The organism is Pseudomonas sp. R43(2017) (genome assembly GCF_002112345.1).
Lineage (GTDB): Bacteria > Pseudomonadota > Gammaproteobacteria > Pseudomonadales > Pseudomonadaceae > Aquipseudomonas > Aquipseudomonas kribbensis.
In genome coordinates this window covers 1-16,696 of sequence record NZ_NEHJ01000008.1, presented here as the reverse complement: position 1 = coordinate 16,696, position 16,696 = coordinate 1, and the positions used below count along the sequence as shown (strand labels likewise).

The 16,696-nt window shown below is 62.2% G+C and carries 13 protein-coding genes and 1 rRNA gene; 2 read left to right on the top strand and 12 right to left on the bottom strand.

Translation table 11 applies throughout. The features are described from left to right. Positions 1-15 precede the first annotated feature (15 nt). The 7 genes from CAG02_RS21635 to CAG02_RS21605 form a co-directional block, all read right to left on the bottom strand. Complete coding sequence (locus tag CAG02_RS21635; RefSeq protein WP_085713118.1) at positions 16-1,311, bottom strand: NAD(P)/FAD-dependent oxidoreductase; 1,296 nt, start codon at positions 1,309-1,311, stop codon at positions 16-18. After that, a complete protein-coding gene (locus tag CAG02_RS21630) occupies positions 1,308-1,985 on the bottom strand; it encodes a S8 family serine peptidase (RefSeq protein ID WP_085713117.1) in 678 nt (225 codons plus the stop codon). Before CAG02_RS21630 ends, CAG02_RS21635 begins: the two co-directional genes overlap by 4 nt. After that, on the bottom strand, positions 1,975-3,693 hold the full coding sequence (locus tag CAG02_RS21625; protein ID WP_085713116.1) for an ABC transporter ATP-binding protein: 1,719 nt from the start codon (positions 3,691-3,693) through the stop codon (positions 1,975-1,977). Before CAG02_RS21625 ends, CAG02_RS21630 begins: the two co-directional genes overlap by 11 nt. Continuing rightward, complete coding sequence (locus CAG02_RS21620; RefSeq protein ID WP_085713115.1) at positions 3,693-5,597, bottom strand: sigma-54-dependent Fis family transcriptional regulator; 1,905 nt, start codon at positions 5,595-5,597, stop codon at positions 3,693-3,695. The genes CAG02_RS21625 and CAG02_RS21620 overlap by 1 nt, the downstream gene beginning before the upstream one ends. Positions 5,598-5,714: 117 nt before the next feature. Beyond that, positions 5,715-6,740: a histone deacetylase family protein gene (locus CAG02_RS21615; protein ID WP_085713114.1), complete on the bottom strand. Its 1,026-nt coding sequence runs from the start codon at positions 6,738-6,740 to the stop codon at positions 5,715-5,717. 3 nt (positions 6,741-6,743) lie between these two features. After that, positions 6,744-7,982 (bottom strand): Zn-dependent hydrolase, encoded by a 1,239-nt coding sequence (locus CAG02_RS21610; RefSeq protein ID WP_085713113.1) that lies wholly within the window; start codon positions 7,980-7,982, stop codon positions 6,744-6,746. Between the two features lie 22 nt (positions 7,983-8,004). Then, the gene (locus CAG02_RS21605; RefSeq protein WP_007953111.1) at positions 8,005-9,315 is read right to left on the bottom strand and encodes an MFS transporter; all 1,311 of its coding nucleotides are present in this window, start codon (positions 9,313-9,315) and stop codon (positions 8,005-8,007) included. A gap of 162 nt (positions 9,316-9,477) precedes the next feature. Between CAG02_RS21605 and CAG02_RS21600 the strand changes: the two genes are divergently transcribed. Then, positions 9,478-10,413: a LysR family transcriptional regulator gene (locus CAG02_RS21600; RefSeq protein ID WP_085713112.1), complete on the top strand. Its 936-nt coding sequence runs from the start codon at positions 9,478-9,480 to the stop codon at positions 10,411-10,413. Here the strand turns inward: CAG02_RS21600 and CAG02_RS21595 are convergent. The 3 genes from CAG02_RS21595 to CAG02_RS21585 are packed head-to-tail and all read right to left on the bottom strand — an operon-like array spanning position 10,407 to position 13,386. After that, positions 10,407-11,336, bottom strand: coding sequence for a glyoxylate/hydroxypyruvate reductase A (locus CAG02_RS21595; RefSeq protein WP_085713111.1), 930 nt, complete (start codon positions 11,334-11,336; stop codon positions 10,407-10,409). The two genes, CAG02_RS21600 and CAG02_RS21595, sit on opposite strands and share 7 nt — an antisense overlap. Continuing rightward, positions 11,333-12,088, bottom strand: coding sequence for a class II aldolase/adducin family protein (locus CAG02_RS21590; RefSeq protein WP_085713110.1), 756 nt, complete (start codon positions 12,086-12,088; stop codon positions 11,333-11,335). Before CAG02_RS21590 ends, CAG02_RS21595 begins: the two co-directional genes overlap by 4 nt. Further along, entirely contained in the window at positions 12,085-13,386 is a 1,302-nt protein-coding gene (locus CAG02_RS21585) for an MFS transporter (protein ID WP_085713109.1), read from the bottom strand. Before CAG02_RS21585 ends, CAG02_RS21590 begins: the two co-directional genes overlap by 4 nt. A 144-nt stretch (positions 13,387-13,530) precedes the next feature. On the opposite strand from CAG02_RS21585, the gene CAG02_RS21580 reads away from it, so the two are divergent. Next, complete coding sequence (locus CAG02_RS21580) at positions 13,531-14,490, top strand: LysR family transcriptional regulator (protein WP_085686878.1); 960 nt, start codon at positions 13,531-13,533, stop codon at positions 14,488-14,490. A gap of 12 nt (positions 14,491-14,502) precedes the next feature. On the opposite strand, the gene mrdA is transcribed toward CAG02_RS21580, so the two are convergent. Together mrdA and rrf are read right to left on the bottom strand one after the other, a co-directional pair. Further along, positions 14,503-16,395, bottom strand: coding sequence for a penicillin-binding protein 2 (mrdA, locus tag CAG02_RS21575; protein ID WP_085713108.1), 1,893 nt, complete (start codon positions 16,393-16,395; stop codon positions 14,503-14,505). 213 nt (positions 16,396-16,608) lie between these two features. Then, a 5S ribosomal RNA gene (rrf, locus tag CAG02_RS21570) occupies positions 16,609-16,696 on the bottom strand; the annotation flags it as partial.

The window sequence follows — 16,696 nt, the reverse complement described above, 5'->3', positions numbered from 1 at the left end:
GACTGGGTTCATGGCTCAGGGTCTGAAACCCTGAGCCAACAACCACCCACGAACGGCTCGCCCCTGCTCCAACGTCAACCCCGCCAGCACCTGATCCGCTGGCTCATCGCGCAGCCGCCGCACCAGCGGCGCCAGCTCGACACCTTGCACATGCCAGATCCCCAGCGGCTGATCCGTCGTGATCACCACCTCGGCCTCATCGACAAACCCGTCACTCAGCACCGGCATCCGCTCGATGCGCAATGCTGCAAAATCCGCCTCTGCATGCGCCACCTCAGCGTCCGGCCACTGCCGCCGCAACTGCCAGAACGGCAGGTCGAGCCAGCGCTGTTCATCGGCATAAAAGTCTCGACCTATTCGCGCAAAACGCAGGAACAACTGCTCAACTCGCTGACGGTGAAAACGCTGGGCCAGCAACGCCCGCTCAGGTTTGCGCAACAGTGTGTTGATCACCAATGGCGCCTGCAAAGCCGAGGACAACGACTGAAAAATCCCGTTGCCGGACAGCGGGTCCACTGCCATCGCCGCGTCGCCGACACGAATCCAGTTATCACCGCAGACCTGCGACGCGAGAATCGCAGTGCTGCTGCGAGCGTGCAGTTGCAACGCCGATTCCTGCCCGCCGGCAAAGAACGCTTGAGCAAAATCCGAGGCCTGACGCCGCGCGCGGCAGTGATCGAGCAATTGCGACTTGCCCGGCAACCCGGCACTGACAACGTCCACGGTCCATTGCCAATAACATTGGCCGTCATCCCGCCGCGCCATCCACGCCCAGCCATCCTCAAGGCTTTCCACGGCGCTGGCGGTCACACCCGGCGTACCTTGCCAGCGATTGAGCAGGCTGACCGTCTCCGGCCCGCGCAGACCTTTTCCGGATGTCGGAGCTTGTCGCCCCCGAGCTTCCACCAGGAAATCCGCCGCCAACTTCTGTCCGCCATCGAGTTCGACCTGATGCCCGTCCGCCGAGGACTGAACATTCAGGATTCGCCCTTCAATCACCTCGACCCCGGCCAGCCGCAAGTCTTCACGCAGACCGCGATCAAAGGTCGGGCGATCCAGCAGAAACTCGATGTTCTGCGCATGCTGCTGACCGTTCCACGAAACCTGCCTTTGGGACGGCAACGGGGCATCCGCCAACGCGTGATTCAACCCGGCACCGCGCAACGCCTCCAGTACCCGTTGCGACACGCCTTCGAGCGCCGCAAAGCGGCGCCATTCGCTGATCAGCGTCACGGCGTAACCCAGCCGCCGCAGCCCCAACGCTACCGCCGCGCCCGCCGGCCCGGCACCGAGAATCAGGATCGGTGTCATGGGCCGAAACGCCGTTCAGGGCCGCGATAACGAGCGTACTGTTTCAGCCAATCGATGACCTCGGCATTGCTCGCCTGCGGGTGCTCCAGCAGATAGCCCGCGATGTGACCGCTCAACGCGGCACATCCCAGACTGGCGCCGGACTGCCCCGGGTAGGTGCCGCGTACACAGGCGGCAAAATCCGCCTGCGCGCTGTCGAGCCAGGACCATTGTTCATCGGTGCAACGGGCGTCGCCGGTCACCCGCAATACTTGCGGATAACTGGCCGGAAACACCGCCGTCCCTTGCGCCGGGCTCGATGCACACAGCAACACTCCACGAGCCACTGCCGCCGCGCAGGCCTGGCGCAACAGGCTGCGATCCTGCCGCAGGCCAAGGCTCAGATTGATCAGCCGCACGTCCTGCGCCACCAGCCAGTCAATGGCCGCAGAAATCTGCAAGGCGCTGGTGACACCGCGCTGATCGAACACCTGAGCCACACACATCTGTGCAGCGGGAGCCCGGCGGCTGATCGCCTCGATCACCGCGCTGCCATGGCCAAGGGGATCGTCACGCAGCTCCGATTCAGCCAGACCGTCTTCCAGCAAAGAGAAACGTCGCCCGGCAATCACCTGCACTCGCTGCACTGCCGAGTGCCCGCTGTCGACCACGCCGATACGCAATTCAGGCTTCATGCAGCACCGTTTTCGAAATGAGTACACCGTCGAGCAACTCGAAACGCAGGTCGGCATCGGCCAGGGTCGAGGGACGATGGCTGATGAGGATCCGTGTACGTCCGGCAAACAACCGGTCTATGGCTTCAATCACCTCGCGCTCGGTGGCTTCGTCGACGGCCGACGTGGCTTCGTCGAGCACCAGAATCAACGGGTCCTGCAACAACGCCCGGGCAATCGCGATCCGCTGTTTCTGCCCGCCGGACAACTGCTGGCCGCGCTCGCCCAACGGGCTGTCGAGGCCTTCGGGCAACGACGCGATCAGGCTGTCGAGTTGTGCCAGCCGTGCGACCTCGGCGATGGCTTCGCGGCTGGCGTCCGGCACCGCGTAAGCCAGGTTGTCGGCGAGGCTGCCGCGAAACAGCACGATGTCCTGACTGACCACGGCGATGCGTCGGCGCAGTTCGAACAGCTCAAGTTCGCGCAGATCCACTTCGCCGAGCAGCACCCGCCCGGACTGCGGATCGTGATGCCGTTGCAGCAGATCGATCAACGTCGACTTGCCGACGCCGGAGCCGCCGCTCAAGGCGACTTTCAGACCGTAGGGAATCGTCGCTTCGATGCCGCTCAACGTGCTCGGCCGCCCCGGATGGCTGAAGTGCACCGCGTCGAAACGCAGTTCACCCGAGGTCGGAAACGGTTTTGGCGTGACCGGCGAAAACACTGTGGGCTCTTCGCCGCGCAACTCCATGACCCGACCGAGACTGACGGTCATGCGCTGGATCGCCACGTACAGCCCCAACAGGCTCTGCACCGGCCCGACCGCCATCCCCAGATAGGTGGAAAACGCGATCAGCGCGCCGAGTTGCCAAGTGCCCTGCACAACCCAATAACCGCCGATCAAAAAAGCGCAGGCGCGGGACAGCGAGGTCAAGGTGCCGGGCACGGCCTGAGTGAAAAACTCGGTGACTTGCAGGCGCAACAACTGGTTCATGTAGCCCTGTCCGAGGCTTTCCAGACGCCGCGCCTCACGCTGTTGCTGACCAGCGGACTGGATGAATTTCATCACCGGCAGGGTCTCGACCATGAACGACGACATGTCCGCCGAACGCTCGCGCAACTGCCGCACATCGCGCTCGACCTTGCGCCGCATCCAGCGCAGCCACAGCACGTCGAGCGGAATCAGCACCAGCGCCAGCAGCGAGAGTTTCCACGACAGCGTGAACAGCATCGCGATCGCCACCACCAGGCCGATCACACTCGACACCGCCGAGAACAACGAGTCCACGGCGAAGCGCTGAATCTCCGCCACATCGCCGTCGAGCCGTGACATCAGATCACCGATCCGCCGCTGGCCGTAGAAGCTCGGCGACAGCTTCTGCAAATGCCGGTAGAGGTCGTCACGCAGGGCAAACAGAATCCGTCCGGACAGGCGTGTGTGCAGATAACGGTTGATCCCCGACAACGCCGTGCCAAGCAACCCGGCGATGATCATCAGCACCGCAATCAGCACCAGCATCGGGAAATTGCGCGCCAGCAGGCCATCGTCGATCAGCAGCTTGACCAGCCACGGCTGCACCAGCACCAGCAATGAGGCGCACACCGACAGACCGAGCAGGCCGGCAATCGCCAGCCGCTGCGGCCGCACGAACCCGTACAGCCAGCGCAACGCCGCTTGCAGCGCGGCGGGGTTGTGGCTGTCGATCAGCCGCACGAACAGGCGCTGCATCACGAGCGCAACTGTTTGAGTTTGCGATACAGGGTCGCGCGGCTGATGCCCAGGGCGTCGGCGGCGGCCGAGACGTTGCCCTGATGGGTGTCGAGGGACTGGCGGATCATCTCCAGCTCGTTCTCGCGAATGCTGCCGGTCTGGGGTTTCTCGGTGGCGGAGAGTTCGTCGAGCATGCTATCGGGCAGGTGATCGAGGGTCAGCACGGTTTCACCGGGCTCGCGCATGGCCAAAGCGGTGCGCAGGACCATCTCCAGTTGGCGGATGTTGCCCGGCCAGTGATAACCCGCGAGCAAGCGATTGAGGTCGTCGTGCAACACGGCGTTCGGTGCGTCGAGTTTGCCCAGCAGGCGAGTGACCAGCGCGGCGAAGTCATCGCGCTCACGCAGGGCCGGAAGCATCACGCTGATGCCGTTGACCCGGTAGAACAGATCCTCCCGGAATTGCTTGTCCTCGACCTGACGCTTGAGGTCGCGATGGGTGGCGCAGATCAGTGCGACGTCGATGTCCTGCTCTTCTCCGGCCCCCAGCGGCGCGACCTTGCGATCCTGCAAAACGCGCAGCAAACGCGCCTGCAAGGCCAGCGGCATGTCGCCGATTTCATCGAGGAACAACGTGCCGCCATGGGCTTGTTGCAGTCGCCCGATCATCCCTCCACGACGCGACCCGGTGAACGCGCCTTCGCGGTAGCCGAACAGTTCCGACTCGATCAGGCCTTCGGGAATCGCCGCGCAGTTCACAGCCACAAACGGTTTGTCGCTGCGGCTGCCGGCCAGGTGCAGGGCACGGGCGATCACTTCTTTACCGGTGCCGGTTTCGCCGAGCAACAGCACCGGCAACTCATTGGCCAGACCTTGGCGGGCCATGCGCAGGGCGCGGGCATAACGGGCGTTGTTGCCGGCCAGTGCTTCCAGATCCGGTTGCGCCTTGGCGGTTTTCGCCACGCTGCGTGGTGGGCCGCCAACGTTGACCGAGCGCGCCGGGGCACGCAGGGTCTTGTAGAAAAACTCGCCCTTGGCGGTCTGCACACTGCCGACGCCGCCCTGTTGCAGACGGGTCAGCAATTGCACGCCATCGACCCCGAGGAACTCCTCACAGCGCTTGCCGACCAATGCAGAACGCTCGGCCCGCAGCAACTGACAGGCCTGGGCACTGACCGCCAGAATCTGCCCGCCGAGACTGACCGCCAGCAGGCCTTGCCACGGCGATTCCAGATACTGCCGGCGACTGTGAAACGCCAGGACGATCTGATCGGGAAAACTGTTGTTGAACACTCGGCTCTCGATCTGGCTGACCGCCATGCTCAGCAGCGCGGTGCTGTCATGGACGCGGCCGAGCGGGCCTTCGCGGGTCAGGTCGAGAACGCCGAGAATTTCGCCCTGGGGGCAATGGATCGGCACCGAGGTGCAGGAGAAATCGGTGAGGCGATCGAGGTAGTGTTCGCCGCAATCGATCAGGGTCGGACGCGCTTCCACCAGTGCCGTGCCGAGGGCGTTGGTGCCACGGGCAGCTTCGCTCCAGCAGGCGCCGAGGGTGATGTCCTGCAAGCCGCTGCCCTTGAGCCGGTCGGCACGTCCTTCGACCGCGAGAATGGTGGCGTCGGAATTGGCGAGGATGATCAGGCCTTCCTTGCCCTGACGTTCGGCCAGGTAATCGATGGCCGGAATCGCCGCATCGATCAGCAGGCGATTGCTCGCCAGCAACACATCGAGACTCGCGCTCGATTCCAGCGCCAGCTCATGCTTGCCATTGAAATGCACGCCGTGGCTCAGGCTGCGCCGCCACGAAGCATCGATCTCCGCACGCAACACACCATCCGGGACCTGCCCTTCGAGATGGAGTTTTTCCCGGGCCAGCCGGGCTTCGTGGTGAGACTTGGGATCAGTTGTTTTTATTAGAGTCATCAAGCGCTCCGGAGCGGTCCGCTTTGCGCTTCTTTACTTCAGCGCCCTGACGCCAATGTTTACGTTAACGTCAGGGCGATGGCAAGCACCACAGGGCGCTTCGTCAGGTGGATCGTCTCAGCGCTGCCACACCTCGCCATTCACGAAAAACGCCCGGGCGTTGTCTTCGAGACTTTCCAGGTGATAGCCGCCTTCCTGCACGATCAGGCATGGCAGGCCCAGGCTGCGGATCCGCTCGCCCAGTGCTGCAAAGCCTTCGCGGGTCACGGCGACTTTGCTTTGCGGGTCCAGCTCATAGATATCGAAGCCCAGCGACAGCACCAGCACCTTGGCACCGAACTCGCGCACCGCGCTCAACGCGACGTCCAGTTGCCCGAGGAAATCCGCTTCGCTTGAACCATGAGCCATCGGCAGGTTGAGGTTGAAGCCCTCCCCCGCGCCGCTGCCGCGCTCATCGGCAAACCCGGCGACGCCCGGATAGAAGTTGGTCGGATCGCCATGCACGGAGACATAGAGCACGTCGTCGCGGTCGTAGAAAATTTCCTGAATACCCTGGCCGTGGTGCATGTCAGTGTCGAGCACCGCGACCTTTTCAAACTTGTCGCGCAGCACCTGCGCCGCCACCGCCGCGTTGTTCACGTAGCAGAAACCGCCCGCAGCTTCAGCCCGGGCGTGATGCCCCGGCGGACGGCACAAGGCGTAGGCCGCCGGCTCGCCATCGATCAGCGCCTGAGCCCCGGCCACTGCGCTTTGCGCCGACCAGTAGGCCGAACGCCAGGTCTGCTCGCCGACCGGGCAACTGCCGTCCGCCAGATAGCGTGCCGCCTGGGCGAGGATGCCACGCAAGGCATTGGGTTCACGGACGAAGATATTCGACATCACCTCATCGCCCCAGTCTTCGGGGATTTCTTTCCAGCGTGCATGCGCTTCCTGCAGGAATGTCAGATACGGCGCGCCATGCACCGCCAGCAGCGGCGCGAGGCCGGCATCGTCAGGTTGCTCCACACGGAAGCCCAGACCATGGGCCGCCTGCACCAGACGCTGCGCGCGTTCCGGGACTTCCTGCGGCGTGCGCATCTGCCCGCGCGAGTAATAGCTGCGCGGATGGTGGAGCAACTGTTCGGGGTGGAAAAAACTGCGCATGCTTCAGACTCCTTGTTCGATTCGACCGGCGCGGGCCAGCACGGCGTTGAGCAACACATCGGTGCCCTGCTTCACGTCTTCGGGCAACACATCTTCGGCTTCGTTGTGGCTCAAGCCTCCGACGCACGGAATGAACACCATCGCCGTCGGGCAGTAGCGCGCCAGGTGAATCGCATCATGCCCGGCACCGCTGACAATCGACTGCTGAGCGTAGCCCAGCGCATCCACCGCCTCCTGTACCGCCGCCACGCATTCGGCGTCGAATGGTGTGGCCGGGCTGATCCAGTGCGGGGTGATCGTCAGGTTCAGGCCGCGACCGTCGGCGATGGCCTGCAACCGGGCACGGACCTGTTGCTCCATGGCGGCAATGGCGTCGTCGCGGTGATGACGCAGATCGACGGTGAAATTCACCAACCCCGGAATGGTGTTGCGCGAGGACTTGTTGATGCTCAGTTCGCCAACCGTGGTCAGGCCTTGCGGCGCAAAATCTGCTGCCAGACCTTCGATTGCCTGGATCATCCGCGCCACGCCGTACAACGCGTCTTTGCGCAGCGGCATCGGCGTGGTGCCGGCGTGGGCCGCCATGCCTTCCACACGCACGTCGAGCCAGCGGATCGCCTGACCGCCCGTGACCACGCCGATGCTTTTGGCGTTGTCTTCAAGGATCGGGCCTTGCTCGATGTGCGCTTCAAAATACGCATCCACCGCGCCGCCCAACGGACGCTCACCGGCGTACCCGGTTCGTTGCAGGGCCTCCGCAACGCTGATGCCATTTGCATCACGAACAGCCAGCGCAGCGCTTAGATCCATGATCCCGGTGAATACCGCCGAGCCGAACATGGCCGGTGTGAAGCGAGCACCTTCTTCGTTGGTCCACACCGCCACTTCCAGCGGTTTGCGGGTCTGGATGTTCAGGTCGTTGAGGCAACGTACCACTTCCAGTCCGGCGAGCACGCCGTAGACGCCATCGAAACGCCCTCCCTCGGGCTGGGTATCGAGGTGGCTGCCCATCATCACCGGCGCGGCGTCCGGATCGGTGCCGGCGCGGCGGGCGAACAGGTTGCCGATGGCATCCACGCTCAAGGTCATGCCGGCTTCGCGACACCAGTAGGCGAACAGTTCGCGACCGGCCTTGTCTTCATCGCTCAATGCCAGACGGCAGCTGCCGCCCCGGGCTGTCGCACCGATTTCGGCCATGGCCATCAGACTCGCCCACAGGCGTTCGCCATTGATTTTCAACATGAGGTTCTCCTGAAATTCCGGGTTAGGCACGGGCCATTTCCGCGCGATGGGCGCTGGCGTGACGACGGGCGAGGGACAGCACGCAGACCAGCGAAATGCCGGCAATCAGGCTGTAGAACACCGCCATCGGCCACCACTGCCCGGTGAATTTGTGCGCCAACATCGTGCCGATCAGCGGCGTCAGCCCACCGGCCACCGCGCCGCAAATCTGATAGGCCAGCGAGATTGCGGTGTAGCGAACACGGGTCTCAAACATGCCGCTGACGTAACCGGCGATCACCGCGTAGAACGAGGCCATGCACACCACCGCCAAGGCGATCCCGAGGATGATCAGCGGCGCCTGGGCCGAGCTGACCAGCACGAACATCGGATACGGCGAGGCCATCGCCAGCAGCGATACCAGGCACAGGAAACGCGTGGCGCCGATCTTCTCCGCCGTCCATGCGGCCAGCGGCTGAATGCAGAACTGAATGATCGCGACAAAGAACAAGCATTCGAGAATCAGCGAACGCGGCAACGCCAACTGCTGAGTGGTGTAGGCGATCATGAAGGTGTTGGTGAAATACACCCCGGCGATGCCCAGCGTGTTGGCGCCGATGCACAGCAGCAGCGGACGCCACGCGGTGCGCAACACTTCCATGACCGGCGCCTGTTCTTTTTTGATCTGTTTGGTGGCCTGCTCGCGACTGGCGAGGAATTCAGGCGATTCGTTTACGCCCAGACGAATCGCCAGGCCTACCAACAGCAACAGCGCACTGGCGAGGAATGGCAGACGCCAGCCCCAACTCATCAGGTCTTCTTCCGGCAAACGGGTCACGGCACTGAAGGCCAGCAGCGACAGGATTAAACCCGCCGGGCTGCCCAGTTGCGCGAACGACGCGAAGAAATTGCGCCGGCCCTTCGGCGCATGCTCGCCGGCCATCAACACCGCCCCGCCCCACTCGCCACCGACGGCGATGCCCTGGACGATGCGCAGAAGAATCAGCAGTACCGGTGCGGTTGCGCCGATCTGCGCGTAGGTCGGCAACAGACCGATGCACACCGTGACCACGCCCATCATCAGCAGCGTGATGATCAGGGATTTCTTGCGGCCGATGCGGTCGCCGATATGGCCGAAAATGATTCCGCCCAACGGCCGGGCAAAGAAGCCCACGGCAAAGGTGCCGAACGCAGCCATGGTGCTGAACAGCGGATCGTCGGAGGGAAAGAACAGCGCGCCGAACACCAGCGCGGCGGCGGTGGCGTAGATGTAAAAGTCGTACCACTCGATCATGGTGCCGATGAAGGCTGCGGCCGCCGCACGGCGCGGCTGGTTCGAAGCGTGGGGCTTCATGGGTCGGGCTCCTTTGATTGTTTTTCTGGCAGGAGGGAAACGGCAAATCCGAGGCACTCTGACGGTGCCTGTCTGGAGGAGATTTATCGTCCCGGGGCTATGATTAGTCAATTTTCTATTTATTATTCCGACTATTACGCAACCTTATAATCGAGAAATCCCATGGCCGAACGCGACGTCCAGCGCCTGCTCAACGACCGCCTCGACTGGAACCTGCTGCGCACCTTCCGGGTGATCGGCCAGGAGCTGAGCATCAGCCGCGCCGCCGCGCGTCTGCACCTGACGCAACCGGCGGTGAGCCAGGCGCTCAAGCGTCTGGAGGAGCAACTGGGTCGCCAGTTGATTGCCCGGCGCGGTCCGCGCTTTGCCCTCACCGAAGTCGGCGAGCAGATCTTCGAACTGGCCGGCGAGATCTACGGACAGATGTCCCAAGTCAGCAGCCTGCTGGAGCAACCGGCCGACGAAGTGATCGGCAAGGTCAGATTGCTGATCATCAGCCGGATCTTTTCCGAGCGTTTCGATGATTTCCTCGCCGACTTCCACCGGCAGTATCCACGGGTGGATCTGGAGGTCGATGTGATGCGCAGTTCGGACATCGTCAGCGCCCTGCAAGAGAAAACCGCGACCCTCGGCCTGAGCCTCAATCGCCGCCCGCAACCGCGTCTGGAACAGCGTCTGTTCCTTCGTCAGCGCTATGCGTTTTTCTGTGGCAAACACCACGCGTTATTTGGTCGGAAGGACGTCGTCGAGGGCGATTTGCAGCGAGAGAATTTCGTCAGTTTCACCAGCGACCAGATTGGCGGGATGCTCTCGCCGCTGACGATTTTTCGCGATCAACAGGGTTTCAGCGGACGTATCGTCGCGTCATCGCCGAGCCTGGAGGAAGTGCGGCGACTGGTGATCGCCGGATTCGGCATCGGCTGTCTGCCGGAGCACGTGGTGGCGGCGGACGTCGAGGCCGGATTGCTCTGGCGCCTGCCGCCCCACGAAGGGATTGCCGATGTCGACATTCATCTGCTGTGGAATCGCGATCAGCGCATGAGCCGCGCCGAGACGCTGTTCATTGAACGTTTGCAGGCCTGTCTGGAGGATCAGTAACCGAGCAGCCGATCCGCGCTGTTGAGCAATGGCTCACCGGCATTCAAACGGCGGAAGTTCTCGGCGATCTGCTCGGCGATGCAGTCATGAGACGCCGCCGAAGCCATGTGCGGTGTGATGGTCACGCCCGGGGTTTTCCACAACGGATGGTCAGCGGGCAGCGGTTCCTGTTCGAACACATCGAGCAGCGCCCCGCGCAGTTTTCCACGGGCCAGTGCCTGCTGCAGATCCTCGATGTTCAGGTGCCCGCCGCGGCCAACATTGACCAGTGCCGCGCCGTTGGCCAATCGTTCGAAGGTCTGGCGATTGAGGATGCCGCGAGTCTCGTGGGTGAGCGGCAACAGATTGATCAGCAACTCCACGCCGTCGAGAAATGGATTGAAGGCATCAGTGCCGGCGAAGGTCTGCACGCCCGGCAGATCCTTGCTGCTGCGCGCCCAGCCACGTACGTCGTAACCGGCGCTGGCCAGGTCCTGTGCAATCGCGCTGCCGAGTGAACCGAGCCCCATCACACCGATCCGGAACTCACGGGCCGGGCGTTGCAGCGGTCGCTCCCAATGCAGTTGGCGCTGTTGCTGAAGGACTTGATCGAAGCCGCGATGAAAGTGAATTACCGCCCAGCGCACGTACTCGGTCATCCCTTGGCGATGGCCAGGATCGACCACCCGGCACACCGGCAGATCCGGGCACGACGGATCGTGCTCCAGATGATCGATGCCGGCGGCGACCGAGTGAATCACTTGGAGATTGGGCAACGCGGCAAGGCTGCCCGGCAGCGGAAACCAGCACGCCGCGATCTGCGCATTCACCGCTTGGGGATCATCGGCCAGCACCGCCGAAAGCTGCGGCGCACGGCGGGCAAAGGCTTCCTGCAATTGTTTGAGCAACAGCGTGTCGCGGGACATCATTGCAACGGTGTTCATGACAGATAGGACTCGCGCTGGGATTCGATCAGGGTCAAAGCGGCCTCCCAGGCCAGGTCGATGATGTTGTCCTGCTCGTCGCGGTCGAACTGCTCGGCGGTGTGGGCGCAGACTTCCGGCGACGGGAAATGCAGCTCGCAGCCGCCGGCCAATGCCTGAACCTGAGCCTGGCAGGCACGCTCCAGAAAGTGGATTTCCTGGAATGCCTGGGCCACGCCGGAACCGCCGACCAGCAAACCGTGATTGCGCAGGATCATCGCGCGATGCGGGCCGAGATCGGCGATCAAACGCTCACGCTCGTCCAGCGACAAGGCGATGCCTTCGTAGGTGTGATAAGCCAGTTTTCCGTAGAACTTCAGCGCGTGCTGACTGATCGGCAGCAGGCCTTGTTTCTGCGCGGCGACGGCCATGCCGGCGGCGGTGTGGGTGTGGATCACGCAGTTCAGATCAGGCCGCGCCATGTGGATTGCCGAGTGGATCACGAAGCCGGCGGCATTGACCCGATGCCCTGCATATACAGGGTCGACGATGCGCCCGTCCTGATCGATGCGCACCAGATCGGAGGCGCGCATGCGGTCGAAGATCACGCCGTAGCGGTTGATCAGGAAATGATGCTCAGGCCCCGGAATCCGCAGGGTGATGTGGGTGTCGATCAGGTCGGTCATGCGAAAGTGCGCGATCAAGCGATAAAGCGCGGCGAGCTCGCAACGGGCTTGCCATTCGATCGGGTCAATGTGGGCGGGCTTACTCACGAATACACCTCTTTGCTTGTGTGAAGGACGATCGGGTTGGCCCGCAGACGCGCGAGGCCGCAGACACCGATCAGGGACAGAGCGGACAGCAGCGTGAAGAACACTGCCAACGGCAGCCACTGCCCGGAGAACTTGCTGGCCAGTAGCGTGCCGATCAGCGGCGTGGTGCCGCCGGCGACCGCGCAGCTCAATTGGTAAGCGATGGAAATGCCCGAATAGCGCAGATGCACCGGGAACGCCTGGGTCATATACCCGGCAATCACCGCATAAAGCGCCGAGAGGATTACCACTGCAACGGCGATGCCGAGGGTCATCAACAGAATGTTTTGAGTGCCGACCAGCAGGAACATCGGGTACGGCGTGACCATGCACAGCAACGCGACCAGCATCAGGAATCGCCCTTCGCCGATGCGCTCGGCGAGCAGCGCCGACAACGGTTGCGAAAGCAATTGGATGATCGTCACCAGGAACAGGCAGTCGAGAATGGTCGCTCGTGGAATGCCCTGATATTGGGTGACGTAGGTGATCATGAAGGTGTTGGTGAAGAAGAAACCGGCCGAGCCGATAGTCACGGCGGCAGCGGCGAACAGGATCTGTCGCCAGCACTGACGAATAACATCCTTCACCGGGTATTTCGCGGTTTCGTTGTTGTCTTTGGCCTTGGCAAATTCCGGCGATTCGTGCACACCGGAACGGATCATCAGCCCGACCATCATCAGCACGCCACTGGCGAGAAACGGCAGACGCCAGCCCCAGGCAAGGAAGTCTTCCGGCGACAGCGACGTCACCAGACGGAAGGCGATCAACGCCAACAGCAAACCCGCCGGGCTGCCGAGCTGGGCGAACGAGGCGTAGAAGGTCTTGCGTTTGGCCGGGGCGTGCTCGCTGGCCATCAGCACCGCCCCGCCCCACTCGCCGCCAACGGAAATGCCCTGAATCAAACGGAGAACAATCAACCCGATCGGCGCCCAGATACCGACGCTGGCGTAACTCGGCAGCAGACCGATGCCGGCGGTGGCCAGGCCCATCAGTGCCATGGTCACCAGCAGCATTTTCTTGCGGCCGAGACGGTCGCCCAGGTGTCCGAACACCATGCCGGCCATCGGGCGGGCGATGAAACCAACGGCGAAACTGCCGAACGCGGCGAGCGTGCTGGTCACCGGGTCGCTGCTGGGAAAGAACACTTGCCCGAGCACCAGTGCGGCGGCGGTGGCATAGATATAGAAATCGTAGAATTCGATGGTCGTGCCAATGAAGGCAGCGGCCGCGGCGCGACGCGGCTGAGCGGTGGTGTGCATGCAAGAACCCTGTGTATTTATAGTTTTGGGCAGGTGTCGAGGCGGCTGACGGTCGCGCTCTGTGGCGCTTGTGGGCTTTATCGCTTCCGTGACAGGATTAGTCAATTTTCAAAAACTTATCTTTACTATTAGCGTGGCTACTGCATGAGTTCTTCCTCGAATCCTTGGGTTGGCCGACGTTTTCTCAACGACCGGCTGGACTGGAACCTGCTGCGCACTTACCTGGTGATCGGCCAGGAAGGCAGCATGAGCCGCGCCGCCGCGCGATTGCACATCACTCAGTCGGCGGTCAGCCAGGCGTTGAAACGTCTCGAGGAACAACTGGATTGCGTGCTGATTGCCCGAAGTGGACGGCGCTTTGATCTGACGGAGACCGGGGAGGAAGTCCTGCGGATTGCGGCGGATATCTACGGCGATATTTCCCGCTTGGGCACCGTGGTCGAGAACCGCCATGACGATGTTGTCGGCAAGATCCGCATCCTCACCGTCAGCGGCGTACAAGCGCGGCATTACGATGAGTTTCTTGCGGACTTCCACGAAACTCACCCGAAAATCGAGCTGGAAGTCGAAGTGATGGGCAGCTCGAACATAATCAGTTCACTGCTGCAAAAGACCGCTACGGTCGGCGTCGGGTTATGTCGCCTGCCACAGCCAAGGCTGGAGCAACGGGTGCTGTTTCGTGAGCGCTATGCGTACTTTTGCGGACAGCGGCATCGACTGTTCGGACAACAGAATCTGACGCTGGAACAACTGGCGGCGGAGAACTTTGTCAGCTTCACCAGCGATCAGCTCGGCGGCAATCTTTCGCCGTTGACGCTGTTTCGTGACCAGCAGGGTTTTACCGGCAAGATCGTCGCCTCCTCTACCAGTTTCGAAGAGATTTACCGCTTGATCTGTGCAGGATTCGGCATTGGCTGTCTGCCGATTCACCTGGTTCGACGGGATGTCGAACAGGGCTTGCTGTGGCGCTTGCCGCCGGAGGACGGGGTGGTGGATTTCGATATCCAGCTGCTGTGGAATCGTGAACAGAAGATGACTCAGGCGGAAACGGTGTTCCTCGACAGCTTCCAGCACATGCTCAGCTTGCGTGAGCCTGTGCTGTGAAGCTGTTGCGGGTTACACGTGAGGATCGCCCGGCGCCTTGGTTGGCGCCGCGTATTGCGGCTTGAGGTGACCGTCCTGGTCGAGTAGCCAGGCGTCCATGATCTGCCGCACCACGGGACCTGCGACTCGGCCACCGGCCTCGCCGTTTTCGATCATCACCGAGATGGCGATCTTCGGATGCTCGGCCGGGGCAAACCCGACGAACAAGGCGTTGTCACGATGGCGCTCGAGGGTTTTCTCGCGGTTGTAGCGCTCACCCTGCTTGATCGCCACCACCTGCGCCGTACCACTCTTGCCAGCGATGCGGTATTGCGCACCGGCGGCAGCGGCGCGGGCGATACCTCGAGCGTCGTGCATCACCATCTGCATGCCGTGGTTGACCTGATCCCAGTCGCGCGGATCCTTGAGCAGGATGTTCGGCATCGGGTGTTCATCTACCGGCGGCACACCGTCGACAGTCTTGGCCAGGTGCGGACGATTCCATACACCTTTGTTGGCAATCAGTGCCGTGGCCTGAGCCAACTGCAGCGGCGTGACCTGCATATAACCCTGGCCGATGCCCAAGATCACCGTCTCACCGGGGAACCACGCCTGACGCCGTGTGGCACGCTTCCAGGCCTGGGATGGCATCAGGCCGGGAGACTCTTCGAACATGTCCAGCGAGACTTTCTCGCCGAGGCCGAACATCGCCATGTAGTCGTGCAGGCGATCGATGCCGAGCTTGTGCGCCAGGTCGTAGAAGTAGGTGTCGTTGGAGCGCATGATCGCCGCATCCATGTCCACCCAGCCGTCGCCGCTGTGGTTCCAGTTGCGGTATTTGTGGTCGAAGTCCGGCAGCTGGTAGTAGCCCGGGTCGAAGACGCGGGTCTGTGGCGTGACCACGCCGGCGTCGAGCCCGGCAATCGCCACCTCGGGTTTGATCGTCGAACCGGGCGCGTACAAGCCGCGCAGCACGCGGTTGAACAACGGTCGGTCGATGGAGTCACGCAACGCAGAATATTCCTTGGAGCTGATACCGGTCACGAACAGGTTGGGGTCGAAGCTCGGGTTACTGACCATGGCCAGTACTTCACCGGTCGATGGATCCAGTGCAACGACCGAGCCGCGACGGTCGCCCAGTGCAGCTTCGGCGGCTTCCTGAAGCTTGACGTCGAGGCTCAGGACGATGTTTTTGCCGGGCACTGGGTCGGTGTGCTTGAGGACACGCAATACGCGGCCCTGAGCGTTGGTTTCCACTTCCTCGTAACCGACATGGCCGTGCAGTTGTGCTTCGTAGAAACGCTCTACGCCCGTCTTGCCGATGGATTGGGTGCCGCGGTACTCGACGGAGTCGAGGGTCTTGGATTCTTTTTCGTTGATGCGCCCGACGTAACCGATCGAGTGGGCGAAGTGCGCGCCGAGCGGGTAGTGACGAACGAACTGCGGTTCGACATCCAGCCCCGGCAAGCGGAACTCGTTGACTGCCAGCACGGCAATCTGTTCTTCGGTCAGTTCATAGAACAGGGTCACCGGTGTAAACGGGTGACGCGACTGTTTCATGGCCTTGTCGAAGACCGAACGATCTTCGGCGGGCAGATGCAGGAGACTGATGACTTCGTCCAGCTCCTGATTGACATCAGTGGCACGTTCGCGGGTGATGATCAGGTTGTAACTGGGGCGGTTGTCGGCCAACAGCACGCCGTTGCGGTCGTAAATCAGCCCGCGTGTTGGCGGAATTGGCAGGACGTGGACGCGGTTGTTTTCGGAGATGGTCGAGTGGTAGTCGAACTCGACCACTTGAAGGATGTAAAGGCGCACCACAAGCGCACAGCTTATCGCGAAGACGAACAAGGCACAGGCCACCAGCCGTTTGTTGACCAGGCGCGTCTCTTTTTCGTGGTCCTTGATGGGGATTGGTTCAGGCATTTCTGCAGCAACTCTTTGACAAAAATGAGCGCCGATCCGTAGGCGAGACATCAGTCCGTTAAAAACGAGCTGCACCATACCAAAAACCGGGCGGTCATTTCAGAAGGATTTCCCCAGTGGTTGCGATCACGACGCCCGGCCCACTCTTCCAGGATTTTCTCGCGGGCAAAACAAAACCCCAACTGCTTTCGCAATTGGGGTTTCGGAATTTAATCTTGACGATGACCTACTCTCACATGGGGAAACCCCACACTACCATCGGCGATGCATCGTTTCACTTCTGAGTTCGGGATGGGATCAG